The organism is Streptomyces sp. NPDC002133, assembly GCF_040296405.1.
GTDB lineage: Bacteria > Actinomycetota > Actinomycetes > Streptomycetales > Streptomycetaceae > Streptomyces.
Map to the genome: position 1 here is coordinate 238,469 of NZ_JBEOXF010000001.1, position 12,054 is coordinate 250,522.

Annotated in this window: 10 protein-coding genes; 1 reads left to right on the forward strand and 9 read right to left on the reverse strand. The window is 70.7% G+C overall.

Annotation, left to right across the window (positions count from 1 at the left end; genetic code table 11):
* Positions 1 to 10: 10 nt before the first annotated feature.
* The 9 genes from ABT078_RS00990 to ABT078_RS01030 all read right to left on the reverse strand — a co-directional run bounded on the left by ABT078_RS00990 (position 11) and on the right by ABT078_RS01030 (position 10,660).
* A complete protein-coding gene (locus ABT078_RS00990) occupies positions 11 to 544 on the reverse strand; it encodes a MarR family winged helix-turn-helix transcriptional regulator (protein WP_351222410.1) in 534 nt (177 codons plus the stop codon).
* Between the two features lie 125 nt (positions 545 to 669).
* The gene (meaB, locus tag ABT078_RS00995; protein ID WP_351222412.1) at positions 670 to 1,665 is read right to left on the reverse strand and encodes a methylmalonyl Co-A mutase-associated GTPase MeaB; all 996 of its coding nucleotides are present in this window, start codon (positions 1,663 to 1,665) and stop codon (positions 670 to 672) included.
* A gap of 5 nt (positions 1,666 to 1,670) precedes the next feature.
* The gene (gene scpA / locus ABT078_RS01000; RefSeq protein WP_351222414.1) at positions 1,671 to 3,845 is read right to left on the reverse strand and encodes a methylmalonyl-CoA mutase; all 2,175 of its coding nucleotides are present in this window, start codon (positions 3,843 to 3,845) and stop codon (positions 1,671 to 1,673) included.
* Positions 3,845 to 5,653 (reverse strand): methylmalonyl-CoA mutase family protein, encoded by a 1,809-nt coding sequence (locus ABT078_RS01005; RefSeq protein WP_351222416.1) that lies wholly within the window; start codon positions 5,651 to 5,653, stop codon positions 3,845 to 3,847. The genes scpA and ABT078_RS01005 overlap by 1 nt, the downstream gene beginning before the upstream one ends.
* Positions 5,654 to 5,998: 345 nt before the next feature.
* Positions 5,999 to 6,706: a hypothetical protein gene (locus ABT078_RS01010; RefSeq protein WP_351222418.1), complete on the reverse strand. Its 708-nt coding sequence runs from the start codon at positions 6,704 to 6,706 to the stop codon at positions 5,999 to 6,001.
* A gap of 261 nt (positions 6,707 to 6,967) precedes the next feature.
* Complete coding sequence (locus ABT078_RS01015) at positions 6,968 to 7,432, reverse strand: cupin domain-containing protein (RefSeq protein ID WP_351222420.1); 465 nt, start codon at positions 7,430 to 7,432, stop codon at positions 6,968 to 6,970.
* On the reverse strand, positions 7,429 to 8,367 hold the full coding sequence (locus ABT078_RS01020) for an NADP-dependent oxidoreductase (RefSeq protein ID WP_351222422.1): 939 nt from the start codon (positions 8,365 to 8,367) through the stop codon (positions 7,429 to 7,431). The genes ABT078_RS01015 and ABT078_RS01020 overlap by 4 nt, the downstream gene beginning before the upstream one ends.
* A gap of 60 nt (positions 8,368 to 8,427) precedes the next feature.
* A complete protein-coding gene (locus ABT078_RS01025; RefSeq protein ID WP_351222424.1) occupies positions 8,428 to 8,715 on the reverse strand; it encodes a carboxymuconolactone decarboxylase family protein in 288 nt (95 codons plus the stop codon).
* Positions 8,716 to 9,499: 784 nt separating this feature from the next.
* Entirely contained in the window at positions 9,500 to 10,660 is a 1,161-nt protein-coding gene (locus tag ABT078_RS01030) for a magnesium and cobalt transport protein CorA (protein ID WP_351222426.1), read from the reverse strand.
* Between the two features lie 255 nt (positions 10,661 to 10,915).
* Here ABT078_RS01030 and ABT078_RS01035 point away from each other — a divergent pair, with 255 nt between their 5' ends.
* The gene (locus ABT078_RS01035) at positions 10,916 to 12,052 is read left to right on the forward strand and encodes a winged helix DNA-binding domain-containing protein (protein ID WP_351222903.1); all 1,137 of its coding nucleotides are present in this window, start codon (positions 10,916 to 10,918) and stop codon (positions 12,050 to 12,052) included.
* Positions 12,053 to 12,054: the final 2 nt, after the last annotated feature.

The window sequence follows — 12,054 nt, forward strand, 5'->3', positions numbered from 1 at the left end:
ACCGGACGGCTCAGCCCGCCGGCTCCTCGTCCGAGGCGAGGATCGAGTGCTCCAGCTTGCGCAGCAGCCGCGCGAGCTGGCGACACTCGGCGGGGGTCAGTTCGCCGAGCATGCGGCGCTCGTTGTCGAGATGCTCGGCGAACACCTCGTCCACCTTGGCGAGCCCTGCGTCGGTGAGCCGTGAGTGGACGATCCGCCGGTCGCCGGCGTCGCGCTCCCGGACGATCAGCCCGTCCTTCTCGAGCCGGTCGATACGCAGCGTGACGCCCGCCGACGACACGAGCCCGGAGTCGGCGAGCTGGCCCGCCGTCAGCCGGTACGGCTTCCCGGACCTCCGCAGGGCCGTCAGCACGTCGAAGCCGGCCACGGACAGCCCGTGCCGCTCGATGGACGCCGTGAGCCGGGTGCTGTACCGCACGAACGAGCGGTGCAGCCGCGCCAGGACCTCCAGCGGACTGGTGTCCAGCTCGGGCCGCTCCCGTGCCCAGGCCTCGATGGCCATCGCCACGGCGTCCCGACCGGCCGTCGCCCTGCGCTCCGCCATCCCGTCCCCTCATGACCGCTGGTCCAGCGCCTCGGCTGAGTCTCCTCCGGCGCGGGCGGACATCCCACGCCCCTGAGAATTCTACCGCTCAAGGATCGATGCCGAGGGCGTCCGGCCCCCGGCGGTCACGACGCGTGGCCGCCGGATCCGCCGAACGCCCTCAGAATGCGCTCGGCGGCGAGCGTGGCCGTCAATCCGCCGTCCCTGACCTGCTGTTCCAGGCCGGGTGCCAGGGCTCGGACGTCGGGGTCGGCGTGGAGGCGGCCGAGCAGCTCGTCGCGGACCATCGTCCAGGTCCAGTCGACCTGCTGGTCACGGCGTTTGGCGGCGAGGCGGCCGGTCGAGTCGAGGAGGGTCCGGTGTTGCTCGATGCGCTCCCAGACGGTGTCCAGACCGCTCGACTCGCGGGCGCTGCAACTCAGTACGGGCGGCGTCCAGACCGCGTCCCTGCCGTGCATGAGCCGCAGGGCGCCGGCCAGCTCCCGTGCGGCGGCGCGGGCGTCGCGCTCGTGGGGGCCGTCCGCCTTGTTGACGGCGATCACGTCGGCCAGCTCCAGGACGCCCTTCTTGATGCCCTGCAGCTGGTCTCCGGTGCGGGCCAGCGTCAGCAGCAGGAAGGAGTCGACCATGTTCGCGACCGCGGTCTCCGACTGGCCGACGCCGACCGTCTCCACGAGCACCACATCGTGGCCCGCGGCCTCCATCACCACGATCGACTCGCGCGTCGCCCTGGCGACCCCGCCCAGGGTGCCGGCGGTGGGGGAGGGGCGCACGAAGGCCGAGGGGTCCACGGCCAGTCGCTCCATACGGGTCTTGTCGCCCAGGATCGAACCGCCGGTCCGGCTGGAGGACGGGTCCACCGCGAGCACCGCGACCCGGTGCCCGAGCGACGTCAGCATGGTGCCGAACGCGTCGATGAAGGTGGACTTGCCCACGCCGGGAACACCGCTGACACCGATCCGCCGCGCCCTGCCGCTGTGCGGAAGCAGCTCCGTCAGCAACTCCTGCGCGAGCGCCCGGTGATCGGGCCGGGTGGACTCGACGAGCGTGATGGCACGGGCCACGATCGCCCGCTTCCCGTCGAGTACACCCTTCACATACGTGCCGAGGTCGATCGCCATGGGGCTCAGAGGTCGTGTCCGAGGTCGGCCGACAGCCGCTTCACCAGGTCGTACGCCGCGTCCGGGATCACCGTCCCGGGTGGGAACACGGCCGCCGCACCCATCTCCAGCAGGGTCGGGACGTCCTGCGGCGGAATCACCCCACCCACGACGATCATGATGTCCTCACGGCCCTCCTCGGCGAGCTGCTCCCGCAGGGCCGGTACGAGCGTGAGGTGCCCGGCGGCCAGCGAGGACACCCCGACGATGTGCACGTCCGCCTCGACGGCCTGGCGGGCCACCTCGGCCGGCGTCTGGAACAGCGGGCCGACGTCGACGTCGAAGCCGAGGTCGGCGAAGGCGGTGGCGATCACCTTCTGGCCGCGGTCGTGACCGTCCTGGCCCATCTTGGCGACCAGGATGCGCGGACGGCGGCCCTCGGCGTCCTCGAACGAGCCGACCAGCGTACGGGTGCGCTCCACGGACGGGGACTCGCCGGCTTCGTTGCGGTACACGCCGGAGATCGTACGGATCTGGCCCGCGTGCCGCCCGTACACCTTCTCCAGGGCGTCGGAGATCTCCCCGACGGTGGCCATCGCACGGGCCGCGCGGACGGCCAGCTCCAGCAGATTGCCGGTGCCCTCGGCGGCCCGGGTCAGCGCCTGCAGCGCGTCCTGGCAGGCGAGCTCGTCGCGCTCCTCCCGCAGCCGCCGCAGCTTCGCGATCTGCTGGGCGCGTACGGAGGAGTTGTCGACCTTGAGCACGTCGATCCGCTCGTCGTTCTCGACGCGGTACTTGTTCACGCCGATGACCGGCTGGCGTCCGGAGTCGATCCGGGCCTGGGTGCGGGCCGCGGCCTCCTCGACCCGCAGCTTGGGGATGCCCGCGTCGATGGCCTGTGCCATGCCGCCCGCCGCCTCGACCTCCTCGATGTGCTGCCAGGCCCGGCGGGCGAGGTCGTAGGTGAGCTTCTCGACGTACGCGCTGCCTCCCCACGGGTCGATGACCCGGGTCGTGCCCGACTCCTGCTGGATGAGCAGCTGCGTGTTGCGGGCGATGCGCGCCGAGAAGTCGGTGGGCAGGGCGAGCGCCTCGTCGAGGGCGTTGGTGTGCAGGGACTGGGTGTGGCCCTGTGTCGCGGCCATCGCCTCGACACACGTGCGCGTGACGTTGTTGAACACGTCCTGTGCGGTGAGCGACCAGCCCGAGGTCTGCGAATGGGTACGCAGGGAGAGGGATTTGGTGTTCTTCGGGTCGAACTGCTTGACCAGCCTGGCCCACAGCAGGCGCGCCGCCCGCAGCTTGGCGATCTCCATGAAGAAGTTCATGCCGATCGCCCAGAAGAAGGAGAGCCGGGGCGCGAACGCGTCCACGTCCAGCCCGGCGTCCCGGCCCGCCCGGATGTACTCCACGCCGTCCGCGAGCGTGTAGGCGAGCTCCAGGTCGGCCGTCGCTCCCGCCTCCTGGATGTGGTAGCCGGAGATGGAGATGGAGTTGTAGCGCGGCATCCGCTGCGAGGTGAAGGCGAAGATGTCGGAGATGATCCGCATCGAGGGCTTCGGCGGATAGATGTACGTGTTGCGGACCATGAACTCCTTGAGGATGTCGTTCTGAATGGTCCCGGCCAGCTTCTCGGGCGGTACGCCCTGCTCCTCGGCCGCCACGATGTACAGCGCGAGTACGGGCAGCACGGCGCCGTTCATCGTCATCGACACGGTCATCCTGTCGAGCGGGATGCCGTCGAAGAGCCGGCGCATGTCGTAGAGGGAGTCGATGGCGACGCCCGCCATGCCGACGTCACCCGTCACCCGCGGGTGGTCGCTGTCGTAGCCGCGGTGGGTGGGCAGGTCGAAGGCGACCGACAGGCCCTTCTGGCCGGCGGCGAGGTTGCGCCGGTAGAAGGCGTTGGACTCCTCGGCCGTGGAGAAGCCGGCGTACTGGCGGATGGTCCACGGCTGGTTGACGTACATCGTCGGGTAGGGGCCACGCAGATACGGGGCGATGCCCGGGTACGTGCCCAGGAAGTCCAGGCCCTCCAGGTCCCGGCCGGTGTAGAGCGGCTTGACCTCGATGCCCTCGGGGGTCTCCCAGAGCAGGTCGTCCCCGCCGGCCGCCTTCGTGACGGCCGTACGCCACTCGTCGGCGCTGCCGCCGGCGGTCGGGGTCCCCAGCTCGATCCCGGAGAAGTCGGGGATTCCCATCAGGACACTCCCATGCGGTCGAGGGTGGCGGAGAGCACCGCGACGGCGTCGCAGCCCGCGAAGACATAGGAGTCGACGTCGGTGTACGGCCCGGGGCGGCCGGCGAGGAAAACGTGCCGCGCGCCCGCCGCCTTGAGCACGCCGGCCGTGGCCGCGGCCTGCTCCTCGTACAGCGCGTCGCTGGAGCACAGACAGGCCTCGGTGGCGCCGCTGTCCTCGAAGGTGCCCTCCGTGACGGCCTCGATGCCGCCGGCCTGGAAGAGGTTGGCGGCGAAGGCCGTCCGCGCGGTGTGCGCGGCGGCGGGACCGATGGCGGCCAGGAAGATGCGCGGCCGGGACCCGGTGGCGGCGAGATGGGCGTCGGAGCGGGTGCGCAGATCCTCGTACGCCCCGTCGCGCCGTACCCTCGGGAGCCCACCGGACGCAGGTGCGGGCTTCGGTTCCCGCTCCACCGGACGCTCGGTGAGGTGCGGGAACTCGCTGACGCCGGTGATGGGTTCACGGCGCTTGGCGAGCTTCGAGCTGCGCGCCTCCCACGTGTTGGCCAGATCCTGGCCGAGACGGCCCGAGCGCAGACCGGCGGCCAGGCCGCCGGTCCGCTCGATCCACTGGAAGAACTCCCAGCCCGCGTGGGCGAGTTCGTCGGTGAGCCGCTCCACGTACCAGGAGCCGCCGGCCGGGTCGATCACCCGGGACAGATGCGACTCCTCCACCAGGATCGACGAGGTGTTGCGGGCGATGCGCCGCGCGAACGCGTCCGGCAGGCCGAGGGCGTGGTCGAAGGGGAGCACCGTGACGGCGTCGGCGCCGCCCACCCCGGCGGCCAGCGTGGCGACCGTCGTGCGCAGCATGTTCACCCAGGGGTCACGGCGCGACATCATCACCGGCGACGTCACGGCGTGCTGCAGCTGTGCCCCCGCGCCCGGCGCTCCGCACACCTCGGCCACCCGCGCCCACAGCCTGCGGGCCGCTCGCAGCTTGGCGATGGTCAGGAACTGGTCGGCCGTCGCCGCGTACCGGAACTCCAGCTGTGTACAGGCCTGTTCGAAGGACAGTCCCGCCTCGGTCAGTTCACGGAGGTAGGCGACACCGGTGGCCAGGGAGCAGCCCAGCTCCTGCGCGGCCGAGCCGCCGGCCTCGTGGTACGGCAGCGTGTCCACGGTCAGTGCCCGCAGCCCCGCGTACTCCTGCGAGCACCGCAGTGCGAGACCGGCGGCGGGGGCGAAGTCCAGGGCCTCGCCCGTACGGGCCTCGTGGCCCAGCGGGTCCGCGCCGAGGTTGCCGCGTGCCGCATCCCCGGCGACGCCCCGCTCCTCGAACAGCCGCAGCAGCTCCCGTGCCGCGGGCTCGACGTCACGTCCCGCGTCGAGGACGACGGGCGCCAGGTCGAGAAGGACACCGTCGAGGACCCGGCCGAGCGAGGACACCGGGATCCCGCTCTCGCCCAGGACCAGCCACAGCGAGGTGACGCCGTTCTCCAGGTCCGTGAGCACCGCGCCGCCGTCGACCGCCGAGTGCTGCTGCCGTACGTCCCAGCCGCCGCCGATGCTGCCCTCGGCCCGGCCGCCGCGTACGAACGGTGCGAAACCGGGGAAGCCGGGGCCGGGCGCAGCGTCGTGCGCGGTGTAGAGAGGCCGGGTGCGCAGCCCGTCCTCCAGCGCGGTGGACAGGGCATCCTCCGCTGCCGCGCCCGAGACTTCCTTGCCCGACTTGCGCAGGACACCCGCCACCAGGCGTTGCCACTGCTCATGAGTCGCGTCAGGGAACTCGGCGGCCAGCGAGAGCCCGTCGTCAGGCAGGACCGTCATGCTCGGATGTTAGGACAGGTCGACAAAGGAGCAGCAGAGGGCACGGCTGTGACCTTGCCCTCTCCAGGACGGCCTTGATCGTCGGGCGGGGTTCGTACTACGGCCCGTCTGGCGGATCGGGCCGGATCAGGGTGACATCGACCCGAGTACGGCCGTCCTCCTCGGTGACGGCCTCGGCGGCGACCGGGTCCTTGCCGGTGGCGGTCACCTCCTCCGCGTGGCACGGAGCAGTTCCGCCCGAGCGGTTCGCTCGCCCTGCGGTTCCCGAGGGCCGCCACGGAGGTCGCCCGCCGAGTCCGTCCCAGGCGTCGGCCGACCAGGTCCTCGGGCAGATGGAGGCGGCGGTCAGGCGAGCACGTTGACGGCTCGGGCGATCACGAGTCCGAGGATGACCAGGGAGACGAGCGACTGGATGGCCATGGCGACCTTGGCCCAGGGGGCCAGTGGCATGACATCGGTCGGGCTGAAGGCCGTGGAGTTGGTGAGTCCGAGGTAGAGGTAGTCGACGAAGCGGGGGCGCCAGTGCGTGGCGTTCAGGTCGGCGTTGAGCTGCTGGGGGAAGGCGAGTTCGGGGGTGTCCGGCATGTGGTGGGCTCGGGCGGCCGCTCCACCGCTGTCGAGTTCGAAGTACAGCAGGGCGAAGGCGAGGACGGTGGAGCCCCAGACCACACCACCGGCCAGCAGCAGGCCGGTGGCGGAATTGGTCTCGGCTCCTCCGTGGATGAGGTCGTCGACCAACCGGACGGTCGACCAGATGGCGCTGAGCGCCAGCACGCCGACCAGCGTGATCGACACTCCGCGCAGGGTGGCGGAGCGGCGGCTGATCCGGCCCGGGTCGCCCGCGATCAGCGTCACCAGGAGCAGCCCTTCGCCGAGGGGGAGCAGCCACCGGGGTCCCAGGCGCAGGTCGTCGGGCATCAGCAGCGTCAGCACCATGGCGGCGACGACGGCTCCGGCCATCGGCCAGCGGGCCTCGCCGTAGGCCGCCTGGTGCGCCTCCCGATCGCTCGGATCGCTCGGGTCGCCGGCACCGGTCGGGTGGTGTCCGGTCATGTTCGGCTGCTGCCCGGGTTCGCTTCGCGGCTAGGCGGCGTCGGTCCGGCCATACCCATCACGCCAGTCTCCTCGGGGGCTGGGCGGTGCGGCCGCCCGCTTTGTCACCGAACGTACCTCGAAGCCGGGCGGCGTATCCGTTGCCGGTTCGCGTGTCCCGTATCCGGCTGAGGAGGATTCAGAGCCGGTCGCGGCGTTCGAAGATGAAGCACGGGCTCTGTTGTCGGGGAAACCCGTACCACCCGTTGCGCAACCGATGCCCTAGCTTTGCGGATCAGGGACCTTGAGCTCATCTCCCGTGTTGGAGATGAAGATGACCAGCAGCTTCGCCGGCTCCGTCTTGCTGGCGTTCTCCGTGAGCACGTGGTGGGCGCCCGGCTCCTCGACCCAGTTCTCACCTTGCTGGTACGTACGTGTCGGCTCGCCATCGAGCTTGCTGCGCATGGTGCCGTCGAGCACGTAGGCGTAGACGAAAGCCTCGCCGTGCCGATGCGGAACCGCGCGTGCGGCGGGCGGGAAGTCCACTATCGCCGAGGTGAACGTCTTGTCCTTGAGGTTCGGAAGCGCCTGTTCATACAGAGGCGTCAGCGTTTCCTCCGGTGGCTCGGAAGCCACGGCGGCAACTGGCACCCTGCCGGTCGGACGCTCGGCCGCGGGGGCGCATGCGACGGCCGCGGCCACCATGCCGGCAGCCAGAACGCCACAGGAAAGCCGTATCCCGCTCATGATTGCTCTCCCACTCGGTCTTCGGTGATCCGGATGATCGTCTTGCCGGGGGTGCGCCGGTCGGGGGCGAGCGCGGCGGGCGCTTCGGCGAGCGGCCGCACGTCCCCGACGATCGGCTTGAGCCGTCCGTCCCGGAGCCGCAGGGCGAGGTCCATGAGCCGGGCGCGGTCGGGTTCGACGACGAAGAAGACAGCCCGCCCGTCCTTGGGGCGGACGGTGGGCGGCATGGCGATGGCGACGAGCGTGCCACCGGCGCGCACCAGCGCGGCCGAACGGTCGAGGACCTCACCGCCGATCGCGTCGAACACCACGTCGACCTCGCCGGCATCTTCCAGTCGATCGGCCTGGAGGTCCAGGAAGACATCCACGCCGAGACCGAGTGCCACGTGTCTGCCGGCGGCCCGGCCGGTGCCGATCACCCGGGCTCCCACCTCGTGCGCGAGCTGTACCGCGATCGACCCGACGGCGCCCGCGGCGCCGTGGATCAGGACGGTCTGGCCGGTCGTGAGGCGGCCGTGGTCGAACAGGCCCTGCCATGCGGTCAGTCCGGAGATCGGCAGTGCGGCGGCCGCGGTGTGGTCGACGTCCGCCGGGAGGGGAGCCAGGTTGCGGGCCTCCACCGCGGCGTACTCGGCCAGTGAGCCGTTGCGGGTCCAGTCGGTCAGTCCGAATACCCGCTGGCCGACGGTAAGACCGGTGGTTCCGTAACCGAGTTCGGCGACGACACCCGACAGCTCGTGCCCGGGCACGCTCGGGGTCCGGTCGCGGCCGGCGCGGTCGGACCACGTTCCCGGCCAGTCAAGCTCTCCGGGGGTGAAGCCGGCGGCATGCACCCGCACGATGACATCGTTCTCGGCGGCGTGGGGGTAGGGCATTTCCATCAGTGAGAGTCCACCGATACCGGCGGCGCGGTCTCGAACGGTGATGGCTTGCATGACAGGTACTCTCTGTGGCGGGGATTTCCAGTTCGAGCGCACAGAACATCCGGACCTGGTTCACGGCGGGGCCGGAAACAGGTTTGGCGGGGCGCCTTTCGTGTGGTCGATCTCGCTCTGTCGCTGACGGGTTCTTGTGTGAGCAGGATCAACAAGTGGCGCGGGGCCTGCCACGGTCGTGGGACAGGGAAAACCTTCACCGAAACCGAAAGGCACATTCTGTGGTTCTGCCGTGACGAATCGCCCGTCATGAGCGAGGATCAAAATCGGTGGCGGTCCCACGTGCGTGTCCACACAAAAGACACAACCATTGAGCTGCGACACAGGCAACTTGACCAGCTCACGCACCGTCGGGGCAATGGCCCCTTGCGGATTGCGGCGTCGGCCGTGAGGAGGACCTGCTACGGCTCCGGGGCTGTCTCCGGGCTGTTTCGGCAAGGCTCATGCCGGCCTTGGAGACGCTGCCCCGGCGTCGGTGACTGCAAGCTCGCCCGCCGATCCGGTGGGCCCGGCTCGCTCCGCCCGGTGGCACTCGTTGTCCAGGCCCGCCCTCAGCCCGCGGACCGCGTACTGTCCCAGGTCACCGCGCGCGGCGTCGGGTGGCGGAGTACGCTCAAGGGGGTCCGACGACTGCCAAGAACGGCGCGGGCTCAACGGAGCATGCCGGGTACCCGCGGCAGCCAAGACGATGCCAGTGCCCATCGGGCGGCGGAGCCGCCCAGGAAACGGCGGTCGAGTTTCGCGGTCCCGGATCCGCCCGGCACCTGAACACTCCCGGCGTCCCTGGGCGCTCCCATCCGAATCGCGCCGACCCGTCGGGATTTCCCTCGCGCGCTTTTCCGATCAGAGGTCAGCGATCAAGCCGAACGAAGACAGCGGCCGACCAGCACAGGCCCGGTCCAATTCGGCCGCCGAGCCGTCCTGTGGCAATCAGCGCGCACCACGCTGCTGGAACAGGAACCGCCGTTCATCCCTGAACGTGCTCAGGTCATGACGGTGCCTGTGCATCACCCGCCTGGTCATCCGGGAGTCCCACCGCACCGCAACTCCGGGCCGGTGTTCGGCCACATGCTCGAGGGCGAGAGAATGATCGCTTGCGTCGGGAAGTCGACCGGGTCTCGCTCGCTCTTCGCTACAGCCAGTCCCGGCGCTTGAAAATGACATACAGGCTCACACACACGATGCCCATCAGCCCAATGGCGAAGAGGTAGCCGAACGCCCAGTGCAACTCCGGCATGCTGTCGAAGTTCATGCCGTAGATGGTTCCCACCAGTGTGGGGGCAAAGAGAATGGCCGCCCAGGCGGAGATCTTCTTGATCTCCTCGTTCTGCTCGAAGCCCGCCTCCGCCAGCGCCCGCATTTCCGCGTTCTGCTGCTCCGTCACCAGCGTCGCGTTGACCGTCAGGATGTCCGCCAGGGCCTGGCGGAAGCCGTCGACACGCTCACTGGTGTGGGTGACGTGGTCGGCGACGTCGCGGAGGTAGCGCTGGAGTTCCTCGTCCGTGCCGTACTTGGCGAAGCCGGCCATCAGGCCGTGGAGCATGCCGACCAGGGGGCGGGTGGCGCGCTGGAACTCGACCATTTCGCGGGAGAGTTCGTAGATGCGGCGGGACACGGCCGGGTCACCGCTGAAGACCTCGGTCTCGATCTCGTCGATGTCGTTCTGCACGCCCGCGACGACCGGGGCGTACCCGTCGACGACGGCGTCGAGGATGGCGTACAGCACCGCCTCCGGGCCGAGGGCGAGGAGCTCGGGGGTCGACTCCATGCGGCGGCGGACCGCGGACAGGTCGGGGGCCGCGCCGTGGCGGACCGTGATCACGAAGTCGCTGCCGACGAACACGTGGAGCTCGCCGAAGTCGACCTCCTCCGGGGCGTCGAGATAGCGGGCCGCGCGCAGGACGACGAAGAGGGTTTCGCCGTAACGTTCCAGCTTGGGGCGCTGGTGGGCCTCCAGTGCGTCCTCGACGGCGAGTGGGTGGAGGTCGAACTCGCCGGCCAGCGAGTGCAGTTCGGACTCGGTCGGCCGGTGCAGACCGATCCAGGCCATGCCGGCCGGCTCCTCGCGCAGCTGGCGGAAGGTCTCGGCGAGCGAGACGGGCGTCGAGACGCGGCGGCCGTCGTGGTACAGCGCGGCCTGGACGATGCTGCCCTGGTCCTTCTGCACGGGGGCGGACACCTCCGGTGCGGCTGCGGGGCCCGGCGGTGCGGAAGGTGGCGCGGGCGCGGCGGGGCGGCGGCGCCAGGCATGCCTCTTCGGGATCGGCACGGGGCGCACCCGTCGGTCGGACATCCTGGTCACCTCCCGCATGACGTACGGACGTAGCAGGGGCCCTGCTCAGCGGCCACGGGCAGGATATACGGGCTGAAATTCCCCGGCACGGCGGAACGGGGATCCGCAGGAACCGGTCGGCCCACCCCTTGGGGACAGAAGGTGTCCGCAAGGGTGCGTAGCGTGCCGGTCATGGCCTCGAAGACACGCCGGAGCCAGCCGGCGCACGGCAGTCACGGCAATGACGGCAGTCACGGCGAGCACGCCCTGCACGCCATGGACGGTGACCACGGGAAGCGCGGCACTCACCCCGTGCTCGGCCCCCGCGCCCTCAACCGCGCCACCCTGGCCCGTCAGCTCCTGCTGCGCCGCGATCCGGAGAACCGGATGTCCGCGAAGGCCGCGATCGAGCACCTCGTCGGCCTCCAGGCGCAGAACGTCAAGCCGCCGTACTACGCCCTCGCGGCCCGCCTGCACGGATTCCGGCCGCAGGAGCTGTCCGGGCTGATGGAGTCCCGCGAGGTCGGGCGCCTGGTAACGCTGCGTTCCACGATCCACACCCACACTGCCGCCGACTGTCTCGCCCTGCGCCCCTTCGCGCAGGCCGGTGGGCCGGACCGCGAGCTGAGGATGTTCCTCAGGAGGCTCGACGGCGTCGACATCGGCCGGCTCACCGCGATCGGCCGCGAGCTGCTCCAGGAGCGCCCCCGCCCGGTCAAGGAGCTCCGCGAGGCCCTGCGCGCACAGTGGCCCGACGCCGATCCGCTCGCCCTCACCACCGCCGCGCGCTGTCTGCTGCCCCTGGTGCAGGTCACGCCGCGCGGACTGTGGGGCCGCAGCGGCCAGGTCACACTGACCACCGCCGAGGAGTGGTTCGGCCGGCCCGTGGAGCCGGCCCCCGCGCCCGACACCGTCGTACGGCGCTACCTCGCCGCCTTCGGGCCCGCATCGGCGAAGGACATGCAGACCTGGTCGGGGCTCACCCGGCTCATGGACGCCTTCGAACGGCTGCGCCCCGAGCTGCTCACCTTCCGCGACGAGAACGGCGTGGTGCTCTTCGACCTTCCGGACGCCCCGCGCCCCGACCCGGAGACCCCGGCGCCGCCGCGCTTCCTGCCCGAGTACGACAACCTGCTGCTGTCGCATGCCGACCGCAGCCGGGTCGTCGCCGAGGAGCTCAAGGTGCGCACCTGGAAGGGCAACCGGTCCTTCTGCGTCTTCCTCGTCGACGGTTTCCTCGCCGGGCTGTGGCAGCTGGAGGAGACCGAGCGGACCGCGATCCTGACCGTCCAGCCGTTCGTGAAGCTGACGCGGGCACAGCACACCGCCGTGGCCGAGGAGGGCGAGCGGCTGCTCGCCACCATGACCTCGGCCACGGCGCGCGATGTGCGGTTCGGGGACTTCGCGGAGTAGCG